The sequence below is a fragment of the Ferruginibacter sp. HRS2-29 genome (assembly GCF_024343615.1).
Classification (GTDB): Bacteria; Bacteroidota; Bacteroidia; order Chitinophagales; family Chitinophagaceae; genus Ferruginibacter.
This window is the reverse complement of the sequence record NZ_RJUB01000158.1, coordinates 50,994-67,733: the sequence shown is the minus strand read 5'-3', so window position 1 is coordinate 67,733 and position 16,740 is coordinate 50,994. Positions and strand designations below refer to the sequence as shown.

General features: G+C 45.2%; 12 protein-coding genes. 5 read left to right on the top strand and 7 right to left on the bottom strand.

Translation table 11 applies throughout. From position 1 onward, the window contains the following. The first annotated feature begins 149 nt into the window (after nt 1-149). Together EGI32_RS19075 and EGI32_RS19070 are read left to right on the top strand one after the other, a co-directional pair. A complete protein-coding gene (locus tag EGI32_RS19075; RefSeq protein WP_255157236.1) occupies nt 150-3,998 on the top strand; it encodes an ELWxxDGT repeat protein in 3,849 nt (1,282 codons plus the stop codon). 156 nt (nt 3,999-4,154) lie between these two features. After that, the gene (locus tag EGI32_RS19070) at nt 4,155-4,556 is read left to right on the top strand and encodes a hypothetical protein (protein ID WP_255157235.1); all 402 of its coding nucleotides are present in this window, start codon (nt 4,155-4,157) and stop codon (nt 4,554-4,556) included. Nucleotides 4,557-4,743: 187 nt separating this feature from the next. On the opposite strand, the gene EGI32_RS19065 is transcribed toward EGI32_RS19070, so the two are convergent. The 6 genes from EGI32_RS19065 to EGI32_RS19040 form a co-directional block, all read right to left on the bottom strand. After that, nucleotides 4,744-6,399: a glutamine--tRNA ligase/YqeY domain fusion protein gene (locus tag EGI32_RS19065; RefSeq protein WP_255157234.1), complete on the bottom strand. Its 1,656-nt coding sequence runs from the start codon at nt 6,397-6,399 to the stop codon at nt 4,744-4,746. 457 nt (nt 6,400-6,856) lie between these two features. Next, on the bottom strand, nt 6,857-7,939 hold the full coding sequence (locus EGI32_RS19060; protein WP_255157233.1) for an acyl-CoA desaturase: 1,083 nt from the start codon (nt 7,937-7,939) through the stop codon (nt 6,857-6,859). Nucleotides 7,940-8,068: 129 nt separating this feature from the next. After that, nucleotides 8,069-8,797 carry a bacillithiol biosynthesis deacetylase BshB1 gene (bshB1, locus tag EGI32_RS19055; protein WP_255157232.1) on the bottom strand — a complete coding sequence of 243 codons (729 nt, stop codon included), beginning with the start codon at nt 8,795-8,797 and terminating at the stop codon, nt 8,069-8,071. A 112-nt stretch (nt 8,798-8,909) separates the two neighbouring features. Then, nucleotides 8,910-9,542, bottom strand: a complete 633-nt coding sequence (locus EGI32_RS19050) for a DUF4294 domain-containing protein (protein WP_255157231.1) — start codon at nt 9,540-9,542, stop codon at nt 8,910-8,912. A gap of 331 nt (nt 9,543-9,873) precedes the next feature. Continuing rightward, nucleotides 9,874-12,432, bottom strand: a complete 2,559-nt coding sequence (gene ccsA, locus EGI32_RS19045; RefSeq protein WP_255157230.1) for a cytochrome c biogenesis protein CcsA — start codon at nt 12,430-12,432, stop codon at nt 9,874-9,876. Between the two features lie 26 nt (nt 12,433-12,458). Then, complete coding sequence (locus EGI32_RS19040; protein ID WP_255157229.1) at nt 12,459-12,875, bottom strand: cytochrome c maturation protein CcmE; 417 nt, start codon at nt 12,873-12,875, stop codon at nt 12,459-12,461. Nucleotides 12,876-13,176: 301 nt separating this feature from the next. On the opposite strand from EGI32_RS19040, the gene EGI32_RS19035 reads away from it, so the two are divergent. From EGI32_RS19035 to EGI32_RS19025, 3 genes are read left to right on the top strand one after another with little or no spacing between them, the layout of a single operon-like run. Then, nucleotides 13,177-14,232, top strand: coding sequence for an agmatinase family protein (locus tag EGI32_RS19035; protein ID WP_303626676.1), 1,056 nt, complete (start codon nt 13,177-13,179; stop codon nt 14,230-14,232). Continuing rightward, complete coding sequence (locus tag EGI32_RS19030) at nt 14,225-14,794, top strand: hypothetical protein (protein WP_255157228.1); 570 nt, start codon at nt 14,225-14,227, stop codon at nt 14,792-14,794. The genes EGI32_RS19035 and EGI32_RS19030 overlap by 8 nt, the downstream gene beginning before the upstream one ends. A gap of 53 nt (nt 14,795-14,847) precedes the next feature. Next, nucleotides 14,848-15,612 carry a methyltransferase domain-containing protein gene (locus EGI32_RS19025; protein WP_255157227.1) on the top strand — a complete coding sequence of 255 codons (765 nt, stop codon included), beginning with the start codon at nt 14,848-14,850 and terminating at the stop codon, nt 15,610-15,612. Nucleotides 15,613-15,773: 161 nt separating this feature from the next. Here the strand turns inward: EGI32_RS19025 and EGI32_RS19020 are convergent, their stop codons facing one another. Next, nucleotides 15,774-16,184, bottom strand: coding sequence for a VOC family protein (locus EGI32_RS19020; RefSeq protein WP_255157226.1), 411 nt, complete (start codon nt 16,182-16,184; stop codon nt 15,774-15,776). Nucleotides 16,185-16,740 lie beyond the last annotated feature (556 nt).

Genomic DNA, 16,740 nt, shown 5'->3' with positions numbered 1-16,740 from the left:
GGGTATAAATTTTTTATAATAAATCAACGGGATAAACGTTTGGAGATATATGCATTTGATTTTTGTCTGTAGTTAATTTTCGAACTTTTATTTAAAGTAGGATATTAAAAAAAATAAAAATACATTTGCCCGAAATTCAAAATCAATCTATGAAAATCCTTCATCGAGGCTTGCTGGCGGCATTATGTTCCAGCGCAGGCTTGTTTGCTTCTGCTCAAACAGCCGTTTTACTTAAAGACATTAACACTACCACTGTCGGTATTCCTTCTACACCTTCCAAAGGCGTGTGGATGGGGAGTTATTACTATTTTGCTGCCACCAATGGCATCAATGGGATCGAACTCTGGAAAACGGATGGCAGTGCCGGTAATACCGTATTGGTAAAAGATATCAATGCTGGTAATGGTTCATCTACTCCCAACAACTTCGCGGTGATGGGCTCTACTTTGATCTTTGCGGCCGATGATGGCGTGAACGGCCGGGAATTGTGGAAAACAGATGGTACTACTGCCGGTACGGTGATGGTCAAAGACCTGAGGCCGGGAGCAGGACTTGGATCCGGTCCAAGCGATATTAACGCTATCAGTGCAACTACAGTACTTTTTACTGCGAATGACCCGATCTATGGCGATGAACTTTACAAAACCGACGGTACCGCCGCCGGTACCGTACTGGTGAAAGAGATCAATGCAGGTTCTATGGGCGGAGGATTTAACCGCGTAACCGGAACAGGTACGAAGATCTACTTTGGGGCCAACAACGGGTCGTCTCAGTTTGGCAACTACGAATTATTCAAAAGTGATGGAACAGCCGCCGGCACCGTCCTGGTGAAGGAAATCAACCCGGATGCGAATACAGGTGGGATGAGCGGAGGGGTACTGGCATGGGGCGAAAAATTGATCTTTGCCGGCAACAATGGTACGAATGGCCTTGAACTCTGGATCAGCGACGGCACCACTGCCGGTACGTTCATGGTAAAGGATATCAATACCTCAGGCGATAGTAACCCGCAGCAGTTTTGCGTAATGAACGGTAAAGTTTATTTCCAGGCTACCAACGGAAGCGGTACCGAACTTTGGGTAACCGATGGAACCAACGCGGGAACTGTAATGGTAAAGGATATCAACGCAGGCGCAGGTTCATCTTCGCCACTCAACTTTATCGCTGCAGGCAATACGCTTTACTTCAGGGCGACAGAAGGTACCAATGGTGCAGAATTATGGAAGTCCGACGGAACTGCGGGCAATACAGTACTGGTAAAAGATATTTCCAGTGGCTCCGGCGGAAGCAATCCCGCTCAAATGACAGCGATAGGTTCTACTCTTTATTTCCAGGCAAATGATAACATCAATGGCGCGGAATTGTGGAAGAGCGACGGAACAGCAGGTGGTACCGTACTGGTGAAAGATATATTTTCCGGTGCAACCGCATCCGGACTTACCAATATGGTCACCAACGGAAGTTTCCTGTTGTTCAGTGCTGATAATGGTACCAACGGGTTAGAATTGTGGAAGAGTGACGGTTCTGCCGGCAATACTGCTTTATTGAAAAATATCAATCCGGAGGTTGGGGCTGCAGGCATCGTCAACCTTACCGCTGTGGGAAGCAAAGTGGTGTTTGGTGCCAATGATGGCGTAAACGGCCTGGAAGTATGGGGAACAGACGGTACTTCCGCAGGAACATTATTACTAAAAGATATCAATACCAACGCCGGCACAGGTTCTTCCGTGGGAAAGTTTGGCGTGTTTAATGGCAATGCATATTTTTCCGGCAACTCGGGTACAGGTGCAGGTGGCACAGGCGCTGAGTTATACAAAACGGACGGTACAGTAGCGGGTACAGTATTGGTGAAAGATATTAATAATGGAACAGCCAACTCCACCCCGAAGAACTTCGTGCCACACAATGGCGCACTTTACTTCAGCGCAACTGAAGCGGCTACCGGCGCAGAATTGTGGAAAACGGATGGTACAGCAGGGGGAACGGTATTGGTAAAAGATATCGTATCCGGCACCGGCGGTTCAACACCAGGAGGAAGCACTACCAATGAGACCAACATGATCAGCACAGGCAGCATGTTGATGTTTGTGGCGCTTAACCAGACTTCCGGCCAGGAAACCGGCTGGGATTTTTATGGTTCCACAGGAGCTATCGGCAACGGCGGACTGATAAAAGATATCAATACAACTTCCCTCGGGGCCAATGGCAATCCTGCAAACTTTGTTTATCCCGGTACAGGCAGCTATGCCTGGTTTACAGCCAACAATGGCATCAACGGTAGCGAGTTATGGAAAAGTGATGGTACCAATGCCAACACCGTGATGATAAAGGATATCAATCCAGGTGCCGACGATACTTATTTTACCAAAATGAAAGTATTGAACGGGAAAGCATATTTTGGCGCTTACAGCCCGACTTCAGGTAATGAATTGTGGGTAACTGATGGAACTTCTGCTGGTACGGTAGTATTGAAAGATATCAACCCGGGCATCACTTCTTCTGATCCGCAGGATCTGACCGTATGCGGCAACTATATTTATTTTTCTGCAACTGATGGCACTAACGGCCGTGAATTGTGGAGGACAGATGGTACAGCAGCCAACACTATCTTGGTAAGTGATATCGTGGCCGGAAGCGGAAACTCCAACCCCGCTAATTTCTTTTACCACCCGGTCCTGGAATCTGTTTTCTTCTCGGCCTATACACCGGCAAACGGTGTTGAACTTTGGGAGTACGACGGAACTACCGCACGACTATACACAGAAGTAGTAGCAGGGGCGGGAAGTTCAAACCCGGGCCCGATCATGCTGGCAGGAAACAACCTGGTATTCGTAGGCACGGATGGCACCAATGGGCTGGAACTTTATGGAGTGGAAACCTATAATTCATGGGCTGGTCCAACCAATACCAACTGGAACAATTCTGCCAACTGGAAAAAAGGACTGGTTCCCGGTACTACAGAAAGTGCATTGCTGCCTGCAACAGGTGTAATCAACGAAGCTACCTTGAATGTGAACGCGACCGTGGTTCGTCTTGAAGTAGAAACCGGCCGTGTATTGACCCTGGGAGCAGGAAACACACTTACAGTTACGGATCTTGTTTTCCATGAAGGAACATTGAAAGGAACCGGTACATTGGCAAATGCGAATTTCATCAATAACGGGATCGTAGCGCCGGGTAATTCACCGGGCATACTCAACATCACCGGTAATTATACCAACAACGGAGCACTGCAGATAGAATTGGGAGGCACAACCGTTGGCACACAATACGACCGGCTGGCTGTGACCGGAACAGCTACACTGGGCGGAAATTTAGCCATTTCAATTTACAATGGTGTACAGTTAAGCGCTGGCCAGACTTACACGATACTTACAAGCGGCGGAGCACTTACCGGAACATTCAGTTCGGTAACATGGCCGGTAGGGGTGATCGGTACGGTGACTTACAATGCAAATTCAGTTGTATTGACGATCACCAGCGCTTTACCGCTGAAACTGGTGAATTTCACCGGCAACCCGTCGGGCAGCCAGGTAGACCTTAACTGGAAAACGGCCAATGAGCAGAGCACCGCTTCTTTTGAAGTGGAACGCAGTGCAGATGGTAACAGGTTCGTCAATATCGGTTCTGTAAAAGCGATCGGTAACGGAAATAATTTTTATACCAAAGTGGACGAAAATCCATTGAACGGATATAATTATTACAGGCTTAAGATGATCGATATCGATGGTAAGTTTTCTTACAGCAATACTGTTGTAGTGAAATTCTCCGGGAATAATTCTTTGAAACTCTCGCCGGTGCCGGCTACCAGCAGGCTCACCATCACGTTGACAGATATTTCCTTCACAGGACAACATGCAAGGATATATGATGCTGCGGGGGCTTTTGTTTCGGAGATCGTCCTTAACCAAACCACCATCCTGGACATCAGCACCTGGGCGAAAGGTGTGTATAGCATCCGGGCAGGAAAAGAAACCTACCGGTTTGTGAAACAGTAAAAGCTTAAAAGTTTAAAAATTCAAAAGGTTCAGAATGTTGATCGGCTCTACAACATTTTGAACCTTTTGAACTTTTAAACCTCTTGAACCTTTTGAACTCTTGAACCTCTTGAACTTTTAATGTTATCTTTGCGCCGCTTTACAAAGCTTTTAATTATGAAGTATTACAAATGGATCGGTATCGTGGCTTGTGTGTTGCTGGCTGTAGCCTGTTTTTTACCCTGGACGTATCATGCTGATATTAAAGAATATTTCAACGGTTTTTACTCAAGGAACCATTATGGCAAACCGGGTAAAGTGATCCTGTTCTTCGCGATCGTTTCCGTGATACTGGTACTTATCAAAAAAATATGGGCAAAGCGTACACATCTCTTTGTGGCCGGGCTTTTAGTAGCTTATGTCATCAGGGTGTTTATCGTTTTTACAACCTGTTATTTTGCCTACTGTCCCGAAAGACAATATGGATTGTACCTGCTGATCGCTGCTACGTTGGGCGTGTTGATCACAGCATTATTTCCTGATTTGAAGATAGCGAACAAAGAAAAGGGAGAAGGTTAATCACAGATTTCAAAAAAGATAAAGGGGATTGCACAGATTAATTTTTACTTCGTAAAAATAGAAACGCAGTTTATAAGTAGTTGTAACTACAGTATAAACTGCATTTTCATTTTTGCGCCAGCAAAATGATCTGTGCAATCCCCTTTATCCATTTTAATCTGTGATCCCGCTCTCGCCTGATCGGTTATCATTTTTGTGCTTCCTTCGCCCACGCATCTTTCAAAGTAACGGTGCGATTGAATACCAGTTGCCCTGCGGTAGAATCTTCATCGAGGCAGAAATAACCTTTCCGCAGGAATTGATAACGGTCATCCTTACCCGCATTTTTCAACGATGGCTCTACAAACGCATTCACGATCTGTAAGGAATCAGGATTGATATAATCTTTGAAATCGCCTTCTTCGCTCGAAGGGTTTTCTACTTTAAACAAACGGTCATAGAGGCGTACTTCGGCACTCAGGGCATGTTGTACGCTTACCCAATGTATGGTGCCTTTTACTTTCAATCCGCTGGTATCGTTTCCGCTCCTGCTTTCCGGCAAATAAGTACAATGAATGGCGGTGATGTTTCCATCAGCATCTTTGTCGTAGCTGTCGCAACGAACGATGTAAGCGCTTTTCAAACGTACCATCGCACCTGGAGCGAGCCTGAACCATTTTTTGGCCGCTTCTTCCATGAAATCCTCCCGTTCTATCCAAAGTTCTTTTGAAAATGGAACGGTACGCGTGCCGCTTGCTTCGTCGGGTCCGTTCTCACTCTGAAATTCTTCCGTTTTACCATCTTCATAATTGGTAATGATCAGTTTCACCGGGTCCAATACCGCCATTACCCTTTGAGCAGCATGGTTGAGATCTTCCCGCAGGAAAAATTCGAGCACGCTGAAATCCGTCACGTTCTCCCTTTTAGCGATACCGATACGGTCGCAGAAATTTCGGATGCTCGCCGGGGTAAAACCACGCCTGCGCATTCCGCTGATAGTAGGCATCCGCGGGTCGTCCCATCCATTCACATAACCTTCGTTGACCAGTTGCAGCAATTTGCGTTTGCTCATTACCGTATAGGAAAGATTGCGGCGGGCGAATTCATATTGATGAGAAGGATATATTTCCAGTTTTTCAATCAGCCAATCGTACAGTTCCCTGTGCGGCACAAATTCCAGCGTGCAGATGGAGTGGGTGATCTGCTCGATGGAATCGCTTTGCCCGTGGGCAAAGTCATACATCGGGTAAATGCACCATTTGTCGCCGGTGCGGTGGTGATGCGCATGTTTGATGCGGTAGAGCAGGGGGTCACGCATGAGCATATTGGTATGTGCCATGTCTATCTTCGCCCGGAGGGTATGTGTGCCGTCGGCAAATTCGCCGTTCTTCATCCTTTCAAAAAGCCCGAGATTTTCCTGCACAGAACGATTGCGGTAGGGGCTATCCTTACCAGGTTCCGTAGGCGTGCCTTTCAGCAGGGCGATCTCTTCCGAAGTGGAATCATCCACATAGGCCAGGCCTTTATTGATCAGTTTAATTGCATACTCATAAAGCGTATCGAAATAATCGGAAGCATACAGCTCGTTTTTCCATTCGAATCCCAGCCATTTGATATCAGCTTTGATGTTATCTACATATTCCGTTTCTTCTGTAACCGGATTGGTGTCGTCGAACCGCAGGTTGGAATAACCCCCGTATTTGGCCGTAAGGCCGAAGTTCAGACAAATGCTGGTGGCATGTCCCATGTGCAGGTAACCATTGGGTTCTGGCGGAAAACGGGTAACGATGGTCTTGTATTTTCCTGAGCGAAGGTCTTCTTCAATGATCTCTTCTAAGAAATTCAGGCTTTTTTCTTCAGTCATAAATGCAAAAATAAGCGTTTTAGGGAAGTTTAAGGATTAGGGTTTAGAGTTTAGGTTTAGAAGGTTGGAAGTTTAGGGGTTTAGTTTGTAGACGTTTAAATCAGGCATATGTATTTTCAATTGTAAACGCTAATCCCTGATCTATAATCCCTAATCCCCCATCCCTAAACTCTAAACCCTAATCCCTAAACTTATTGTCTTTTGTCAAATACTTTTTAATTTTTTTAAGAAATTGAGTTTTTGAATACTTTAGGCATTATATTTAACAATAATTTGAAATTGATTCAAAGAAAAGTCATTAAATGACTGTTACCTGAAGTTATTTTTCAGATCAGGAAAATGGCTCATATGATACCTTGAAAAGTATACGAAATTATCGAAATACCTAAATAATTGATCCTGTAAAAAACTAAAAGCCCCGAACAAGTTGTCGGGGCTTTTTATGTAGAAAAACTTTTTATGCAGTACCCATTTTTTTGAGGTGCAAAGCGTGCGACACTACTGCGTCCCTCATCCTTTTATACTCAATATATCTCACGTTGAAATCATCACAGGTCTTTTTGATGATCTTGCTGATAGCAGGGTAATGAATGTGCGATATTTTCGGGAAAAGGTGATGCTCGATCTGGAAGTTCAATCCGCCTACCAGCCAGCTGATGAGCTTGTTTTTGGTAGCAAAATTAGCGGTGGTCTCGATCTGGTGGATAGCCCATTCGTTTTCGATGTTATTAGTATCTCCCAATGGAGTAGGGAATGCTGTTTCTTCCACCGTATGAGCCAGCTGGAATACTACACTTAATACAAAACCGGCAAACATAGCCAATACAAGGAAACCTACCAGCCAGGAAACAAACCCAACCATGTAGATCGGCAATGCGATCATCATGATATAATACCCGATTTTGGCGATCCAGAAAGCGAAATGATCGAAAGTGCTCAGCTTTTTGATGGGCACTATACCCACTTTTTTCTTGAAATATTTGGTATAGTCCGTCGCGAAAACCCAGATGATCAGCAGCATGGTATACAGGAACCATACATAGATATGCTGAAAGCGATGGATCTTGTATTTTTTTTGTGTAGGGCACATGCGCAACATCGGCTTGATCTCGATATCATCGTCTACGCCATCAATATTGGTGTAAGTGTGGTGGATGATGTTGTGTTTGTTGTTCCACATCAATGCACTGGCACCCAGCCCGTTTACCGAAAACGCCGCGATCTTGTTCCAGAATTTACTGTCGCTAAAACTGCCGTGTCCGCCATCATGCATCACATTGAAACCGATGGCCGCGGTAAGTCCGCCCATTGCCAGGCATTCCAGCAAGGCCACCCACGATACCGGCGTAAAGAAAACTACATGCACATATAATGCTACATAACAGGTCCAGAACAGGATCGCTTTGAAATGCAGCGAAAAATCACCGGTGCTTTTCTTGTTGTTTGCGGTGAAATATTCATTCACCCTGCGTTTTAGTTCCTGGTGAAAAGTAGAACCCTGTGTGTTCTTGAATTTTGGGGTTGGTGAAGTAACCTTCATGGTGAATTTTTAAATGAGTTTATTTAATTTTTTGTTGCTGGATGCTGGTCACCCGATGCTTTATTTTTAGCCTTCTTATTATCCTTTGTTACGATACCCAGTATCTGGCATCCTGTATCGGCTTTTTCCTTAAGTTTCCTTTTTTATGATCGCATCAAACGAGCTGATCCCGATCATCTTTTTACTGATAAAACCTTCCGCATATTTTACCCCGATCATTTTTCCAAACATCTTACTGCGGTAGATCACACTCTCCAGGAAATCCGGTGTGGAGATGTAGGTCTGCGGTTCATCTGTGCCCGGACTGTTGAACTGTGTCCGGAATGCTTTAATGGCTTCCAGTTTTTCTTCAAACACATCCGAGATATCGTATACAAAATCAGGTTGCAAAAACCTGTCCTGTATATAATGAAAAACGTATTTCGGCCTCCAGTGTGCCTGTGGCATTCCTTCGCCGGAAGTTTCTATTTTTCTCAATCCCGAAAGGAATGCCGCATCTGCTACCAGCTGTGCACTTCTTCCATGGTCGGGGTGCCTGTCTTCAGGCGCATTGCAAAGAATGATCTCCGGTGTATATTTCCTTAATGCTGTGATCACTTTTCGCTGATGCATTTCATCGTTGGAAAAGAAACCATCCGCAAGTGAAAGGTTTTCTCTTACATCTACCCCTAAGATCTTCGCTGAATCTGTTGCTTCCTGTTTCCTGGTTTCTGCCGTTCCGCGTGTTCCAAGTTCACCCTGTGTAAGATCGATGATCCCGGTGGTCTTACCTTGTTTTTTTTCTGCCAGCAAAATACCGGCACAACTTAGTTCCACATCATCGGGATGAACACCAAAGGCGAGCACATCTATCTTCATATCCTTCTTACGAAATTTAGCCCGCAAGGTACATCATTAATGCCACAATCGGTAGTCAAGTAATGCACAAACCTGTCATTTATGTGTAAAGAGATAAGGCATTGCGTGTCAATTACGTACCTTTTAATTTGCGGATATCGCTGTAACCGTACATACGCTGCACTTCATGAACGAATTTCTCGATCACCACATCGTCTTTCTCCGCATCGTAAGGTTGCTTTAAATTACTGTTAAAGAAAAATGCGACTGTCTGGTAGAAGCGGGCAGTCATCCCGCCTTTGTATTCTTTGATGATCTCGTAGCAGTTGTTACCCGTTTCACGATTGATGAGTTTCATGAGTACTTTGCCCTGGTAAACAGATAAGTTGGTAAGCGGATCGGAAAACTCTTTCTTCAGTTCTTTCTCCCGCGACTGGATATATTTTTTTCGCTCTTCTTTTTTGGAAACATTGCTGAGTTTGGCATTGATATCATTCATTACCACGCCGGCACGCCTGGCATAAGGGTAGGTTACATACACCGCATTCCGAAGCCGGTTATACCTGGCCTTATCGCTCATGTTCGATTCATTGAGCTTTGCGTAAAAATAACAGGTTTCAAGGGTCCTGGCTTCAATGGTGTCGCCGTTGTAAACCACCGCATAAGTGGTGATGGTGTCGTGGATGCCATATTGTTGCTGCGCAACCGCACGGCCGCAATATATCAGCAGGAAACAACAAAGGGAATAAGCGACTTTACGGGCCATATATCTGTTAGCAAAAAAGTATGTACGTAAATTTAATGCAAATTGATCGAACGTTAATACAGTAAGATGCTTAAAGTAACCATAAAATGAATTAAGAATTAAAAATTAAGAAGTAAGAATCGGATTGAAGCGGATGGGGATCACAGATTTCAAAGGGATAAAGGTGATTGCGCAGATTGTTTTGCTGGCGCAAAACGAAAATGCAGTTTGTAATGTTATACAACATCTTACAAACTGCATTTTCGTTTTTTACGAAGTAAAAAATAATCTGTGTAATCCCCTTTATCCTTCTGAAATCAGTGATTGATCTCTTCGCTTTAATTCTTAATTCTTAATTCGCAAGGAGGAACATATAAAACAATCCCACTGCCGCCAGCACAAGGATCACTGCCGCTTGTTTATTGTTAAAATTCGCCCTCTTTATCATGCTGAATATCAGGCCCAATGCCATGATGATCAGCCCAAGCCATACCAGGTTGATGTAAGGGAATACGAACGATTTTACCGTTACAAAATCTATCAGCCTGTCGGATTCCTTGATGCCGATCTTGATCTTTTTGCCTTCGGAAACACCGGCGAAACGCACAAACAGGTTTTGCGCATACAATGTATCGTCGTAATTGGTCGCTTCCATGCCCTTTACTTCTATGAGCGGGGTAGCTTTGTATTTCGCCCCGTCTTTTGCTATCACGGTAATATCCGCCATCAGCGCCAGGTCGGAAGGGGAGTAATGGTATTTCTCGTTGTTGGGGTTCCTCGTCACGCCATTGAGTACCAGGATGCCATTACTGTAAAAAGCGGTATCGCCTTCGGCAATTTCGGTTTCCTTGAATTGCGCCGTATCCATATTATTCGCATCGTTCAGCGCATACGAAACGTAGGTGAAAATATCTTTGGAGAGATACGATTTCGTATCAGGATTGCTGCTCATATTATTGTCCTTCATCACGTACACATCCGGAGAAATATGAAAGGATTCAGATGTCTTGCCCGTAGCGGCATTTTTCTTCTGAAACAATAACTGGAAGAATTTACGGCCTTTCTCATGCCCCGAAGAATCCTTTTGGTAAGTCACTTCGTAGTCGCCCATACGCGTAGGCAACTGGCGGATGAGGGTAAGGTTGTCCTGCGGATTATCATCCTGTTTGGTCATAGGATCCTTGCCCACAGGGATGGTGAGGCCGTTCACCCTGCTGTTGCTGATCACTTCCTTGTTGCTCGAGGAAATGATCATACCGAGTATCATCAGTGCAAAACCGGCATGGGCGATCGATCCGCCGGCATTCATCACTTTTCCTTTCAATACCGACCATATATACATCGTATTGGTGATCAACGAATAAATGGTGGCAAATGCAGCTGTGTAGATAGTAATGAGGAAACCCAGGCCTTCTTTGCGGTAAGTAAACGGATAAACAACGAATAACAAAGCCGCCAATGCTGCACTGATCACCGTGGGCAATACGATGCCTTTCCGGAAATAAGCCTTTTGGGTATCCTTGTATTTGAGGTATTGAGCAAAACCCGAAAGCAGCCCGATGATGATGGCTACCATCACGATGATCTTGTTATAAAAGAATTCGCTGTTCTCCGGCATTGCCAATGGCCCGCCATGGAATTTAGCGATCCATCTGCCGATCAGCGGCAATTTATTATATACCGGGATGGATGTAACAGCAATGATGAACAAAGCCGTCAGGAAGAAAACCAGCGAACCGATGAACATCCAGAATTCCCTGGAATTGGTATTTTCTTCTTTATGTATCGCGGGTATCCTGCTGTAATTCCTGTAAAAATAAATGAGCGGCCCGATGAAGAAAATGGCCAGGAAAGTCTTGATCATGTTGTTGATCGAATTTCCTGCATCGGTAAATGAATGCACCGAAGTATCACCCAGTATTCCTGTACGGGTAAGAAAAGTAGAGTAGAGCACAAAGCCGAGCGTGAGAAACGAAAACAAGTAACTCGCCCTCAGCGAATGCCCTGTTGCTTTATATACTACCATGGTGTGCAATCCTGCCACCAATATCAGCCATGGCACCAGCGAAGCATTTTCCACCGGGTCCCAGGCCCAATAACCACCGAAGCTCAGCGATTCGTACGCCCATTTTCCTCCCATCATAATGCCTACACCCAGTATCGCTGCGCTGAACAAAGCCCACGGCAGCACAGGTTTTACCCAGTCGCCAAAACGTTTGGTCTGCAGGCCTGCGTAGGCGTATGCAAATGGAATGATGGTAGAAGCAAAACCCAGGAACAATATTGGCGGATGGATCACCATCCAGTAATTGCGGAGCAGGATATTCAGCCCCATCCCGTCTTTGATGAAGGTGAGGTAATTTGGCTGCCCGAAAATAGGGGCATTGATCTCATTTCGTGTAAGCGTAAAAGGGCTGTTGCCGATTCGTACATCAAAGATGTAAATGCCCAGTATCATCATCAGCAGAAAGAATTGTGCAAAACTGATCACCGTCATCACCGGCGCTTCCCAACCCTCTATCGACGGGCTTTTGCGGCGTAGGATGAAGATGGTGCCCAGTACGCTGTGCCAGATGATCCACAGCAGGAAACTACCTTCCTGTCCTTCCCAGATACAGGCAAGCAGGTATTTATATTCCAGTTCCTTGGAAGCATGTTTGTACGCATACATGTACTCGTACAGGTGATTGGAACAGAGGTAAAAAATGATAGCGAAAATGATGAAGGCCCCGCCAACCTGTACCAGGAAGGCCTTGCGGGCGAATTTGAGCCAGCTGTTTTTCAGTAAAGCGTCTTTTTGAACTGAAGCCGTAAAATAAGCGATGGTAGCTAGTAAGGAGGCGACAAAAGAAAGTATGATAAAAAAATGGCCAAGCTGGCCTGGCAATAAATGTTCTCCTTCAAATTTCATTATAACACAGTTAGAGTGGCAAAAAATTAATTACTGGTCGTCTGGTCAACCACGGTCTTTTGCAGTTGTTCCTTATCATCCTTGTACTTGCTGGGGCATTTCAGCAGGATATTTTTACATTCAAAATGATCGGCATTCATCTTGCCGGTCATCACGATGCGTTCGCTCTTTTCAAGGTCGGCCGGTTTGCTGTTGTGGTATACCACTTTGGTTTGGCCGCCGAGGCTGTCTACCGCATAAAAAGAAAGGTAATTCGGGTTGTTGATGGGGTCGTATTCCACCGGTTTGCTCTTATCCAGCTTTGCGATCAGGTGAACGAATTTGCCGGGTTTGTTCCTGGCAGAATTGACAGTATCATAAGTGGAGAAATCGGCGGAAAAAGCGAGCATCCCAACGATCAGCGCGGCGATACCAACAAGCAATGCAATGTGTGTTTTTTTCATGCTAAAGAATTTTTTATTACACGAATTAGGCGAATTACACGAATTCTTTCTATCGGTATGTTGTAAAATGAGTTGGAATTTTTACAGATCGCAACAATTACATATCAAATCTTTCATTTAACAATAAAAGTTGCTTTTGAAAGTTATAATTCGTGTAATTCGCTTAATTCGTGCAATCAACCTTTTACGCCGCAAAGGTAACCCAAAACAGGAATAGTTAAGATTTTGAAATCAGTTTTTTCATATATGGTAAAAGAATTAACAAGAACTATCTTTGCAAAAAATTTCAACCAAGTACATCATGTCTGATCTGTCAACCTTTGATCCTAACTCAGTAGGAAACCCTAACAACAATATTTTCGGCCTCCCGTTCAGCGAAGAAGAATCACGCCTCGTCATATTGCCCATTCCATGGGAAGTAACCGTGAGCTACCGGGCCGGAACGGCGCGTGCCCCGGATCATATTTTCACCGCCAGCCTGCAGGTAGACCTTTTCGATCCTGAAGTGCAGGACGGCTGGAAACAGGGTTATTTCATGCGTGAGCCCAATAAGAAGATCCTCATCAAAAGCGATTATCTCCGAAAGGAAGCAGAATTATACATCAATTACATTTCGCAGGGCGAGATCGTAGGAGAAAATAAATTCATGTGCAAAAGCCTCAAAGAGATCAACGCGGGCAGCATGTTCCTCAATGACTGGGTGTATGATCAGACAAAACAGCTCCTCGATTCGGGCAAGCTGGTAGCATTGCTCGGCGGCGACCACAGCACACCGTTTGGATTCTTCCGTGCCATCGCCGACAAATACGAAGATTTCGGGATATTACAGATAGATGCACATTGCGATCTCCGCAAGGCATACGAAGGGTTCAATTACTCCCACGCTTCCATCATGTACAACAGCATGGAGCAGATCCCGCAGGTGAAGAAGCTGGTGCAGGTGGGCATCCGCGATTATTGCGATGAAGAACTGGATTACATCAACAACAGCAACGGCAGGGTTGTGGCTTATTTCGACAAAGACATCAAAGAAAGCCTTTACGAAGGAAATACCTGGAAAAGCATCGTGGATTCCATCGTGGATCAGTTGCCGCAAAACGTATATATCAGCTTTGATATCGACGGCCTGGATCCAAAGCTTTGTCCGCATACCGGCACACCGGTACAGGGCGGTTTCGAAACAGAACAGGTATTTTATCTTTTCAAGAAAATGCTGGCCTCCGGCCGTAAACTGGTGGGTTTCGACCTCAACGAAGTAGGGGTGAGCCACAATGAGTGGGACGAGAACGTTGGTGCCAGGGTATTGTACAGGCTTTGTAATCTATTGGTAGCAAGTAACCCTGTAAAGAATGGATAAATATTCGATAGAAATACCCAATACTAAAAGCAGCACTCAGCATATGTTCACCACGTTGTTGCTGATCATGAACATACTCGTGTTTGGCTACCTCGCCTATGCCGGGCAGATACAGCGCAATGTAAGATTATGTACGATCGGTGCCATCATCAATTTGCTGGCGCTGGTGGCTATGTATGGAAAAAAATATGTTCCATTCCTGAAGTATGTCAGCCATGGCATCGTGTTTATGATGAGTGCTGTATTATGGGCGGTGATGGGCAAATTCCTGCTTACGATCCTGATGCTTTTTTTCGGCCTGATGGGCATCTACAGCAGCGGAAAATTATTCATCATTTTCACCGCGGAAAATATCCGCTATCCATCTTTTCCTGCACGCATATTTCCGTGGGAAAATGTGACACAGGTATTGCTCAAAGACGACATCCTCACCATCGATCTGAAAGACAATAAACTGATGCAGTTTAATCTCGATAAAGAAGTAGCGGCCGCCATCAATACCCAGGAATTTAACGGGGTAATGAGGCAATGGGCGAATAAGTCAATAGTTAATAGTCAATAGGTAAGAAACCCCGGAGGTTTTCAAAACCTCCGGGGTTTGAATAATAAAAAGCTATGTCCTGGAATCCCTCCACTTACAACCAATTCAAAGAAGAGCGTTTTCTTCCCTTCTACGATCTCCTGTCACTGCTCGATATCAAGCCCGATCAGAAAGTACTGGACCTCGGGTGCGGTACCGGCGAACTCACCCGCAAACTGGCGGATGCATTGCCCGGCTCAACGGCGCTTGGTATCGACTCTTCCGCCGAGATGCTGGAAGATGCCACGGCCTTTGCCGGCGATTCTGTAAAGTTTGAGCAGCAAAACATACAGGATATAACGGAACGGGGAGAACATTGGGATATCATTTTTTCCAATGCCGCCATACAATGGGTGGATGGCCACGAAGATCTCTTGCCGGAGATCATCCGCCAATTGCATCCCAACGGGCAGCTACTGATCCAGATGCCGGCACAGCAGCACAATCTTTCCAATAAATTGCTGAACGAGCTGGCTGCGCAGGAGCCTTACAGGAGCGCCCTCAGCGGCTGGATAAGGAAATCCCCGGTGCTGGATATCGAACAGTATGCCCGCATCCTTTTTGAGAACGGCGGTACCAGCATCAACGTTTTCGAAAAAGTGTACCCCCTGGTATTACCCGATCCGGAGGCATTGTTTACCTGGGTATCGGGCACTGCATTGATCCCTTACAAAGAACGCCTGCATGGTGAAATACAGCAGCAGTTCATCGCGGATTATAAATTGCTGCTCGAAAGGCATTTCACCGGCAGCCCTGTGTTTTATGCGTTCAGGCGCATTTTGATGAAAGCGACTTTCTGAACCACAGAGGGTTGTAGGCAGGAATTATCTTTACCAATGGGGCTGTCATTTCAAGCACCGCGGGCAATCTCTTCGCATCAATCCCTTTAAACTTTCAAATCACTAAAGTAATTTCGGATAATGAACCCTATCCACTATTAATTATCCATTATCCATTGATCTTACCGCTTCTGAAAATTCAGCATCCAATGTTTCCCGAACTTATCATCAAAAGCCGCAAACCTTCCGCCCCAGGGCATGTCCTTCGGCGATTCCACCACTTTGCCCCCGGCAGATAATTTGTTGAAGATATCGTCCACTTCCTCATCGTTTTCGCAATTCACATTGAGGTGTACAGTAGTGCCTTCTATGCGGTCATCGCGGCACATATCGGTGCCCATCAGTACCAGTCCGCCGTTGGTAAGGACCGAATGCAGAACATGGTCTTTGAGGTTGTCGGGCATTTGTGCCGCCATTTCGGGCATGCTGTTCACGAGGTTGATCACGAGGTCGCCGCCCAGGGCGTCTTTGTAAAAATTCATCGCTTCTTTGCAATTGCCATCGAAGCTTACGTAAGGATTCAGTAGTGCCATGAGTGTAAATTTTGTTTGGTAAAGCTAGGGAAAGCAGGCCTGGCGATTGGGGTGTGGAGGAGCCAATGAAAAGGCTATTTGGGACAAAAGAGGGTTGCGGGTGACGGGTTGATGAATCGTTTGCGAAATTTTCTTTGCGAAATTTCTCCTTGCTCCGGGACTCTGCGGTGCTGGAAGTTTTTTTTCACCGCAGAGAACAAGAGTTAAAAGAGTTTACGCAGAGATAAGAACATATACCTCTGCGTAAACTCTGCGTCCTCCTGTTCTCAGCGGTTGAAAAGACATCGAACCCGGAAAGCCTCCATCACGGCCGCCGTGTGCCAGAGAAAAGATTATTGAATGTATATTGGCAACCTGGGTTTATCGAAGCCTGCAGCAAAGAAAAAATCGGCAAATCAGATCAAGGGAAATATCAGAAATTTCCTAAGTTGTGCGTAAAAACAGGTACGACATCATTCTAATGAAAGCAGCAATTATTATTTTTTCAAGTTTCCTGGTAATGTCTTGTACATCTCCTCCCAATAAGAATCATGATAAAACAGATTTAACAGTTATT

Bases quoted from the DNA above. Each gene is read 5' to 3' on its own strand.
- EGI32_RS19075 (WP_255157236.1), top strand. From the start codon at position 150: ATGAAAATCCTTCATCGAGGCTTGCTGGCGGCATTATGTTCCAGCGCA.
- EGI32_RS19070 (WP_255157235.1), top strand. From the start codon at position 4,155: ATGAAGTATTACAAATGGATCGGTATCGTGGCTTGTGTGTTGCTGGCT.
- EGI32_RS19065 (WP_255157234.1), bottom strand. From the start codon at position 6,399: ATGACTGAAGAAAAAAGCCTGAATTTCTTAGAAGAGATCATTGAAGAA.
- EGI32_RS19060 (WP_255157233.1), bottom strand. From the start codon at position 7,939: ATGAAGGTTACTTCACCAACCCCAAAATTCAAGAACACACAGGGTTCT.
- bshB1 (WP_255157232.1), bottom strand. From the start codon at position 8,797: ATGAAGATAGATGTGCTCGCCTTTGGTGTTCATCCCGATGATGTGGAA.
- EGI32_RS19050 (WP_255157231.1), bottom strand. From the start codon at position 9,542: ATGGCCCGTAAAGTCGCTTATTCCCTTTGTTGTTTCCTGCTGATATAT.
- ccsA (WP_255157230.1), bottom strand. From the start codon at position 12,432: ATGAAATTTGAAGGAGAACATTTATTGCCAGGCCAGCTTGGCCATTTT.
- EGI32_RS19040 (WP_255157229.1), bottom strand. From the start codon at position 12,875: ATGAAAAAAACACACATTGCATTGCTTGTTGGTATCGCCGCGCTGATC.
- EGI32_RS19035 (WP_303626676.1), top strand. From the start codon at position 13,177: ATGTCTGATCTGTCAACCTTTGATCCTAACTCAGTAGGAAACCCTAAC.
- EGI32_RS19030 (WP_255157228.1), top strand. From the start codon at position 14,225: ATGGATAAATATTCGATAGAAATACCCAATACTAAAAGCAGCACTCAG.
- EGI32_RS19025 (WP_255157227.1), top strand. From the start codon at position 14,848: ATGTCCTGGAATCCCTCCACTTACAACCAATTCAAAGAAGAGCGTTTT.
- EGI32_RS19020 (WP_255157226.1), bottom strand. From the start codon at position 16,184: ATGGCACTACTGAATCCTTACGTAAGCTTCGATGGCAATTGCAAAGAA.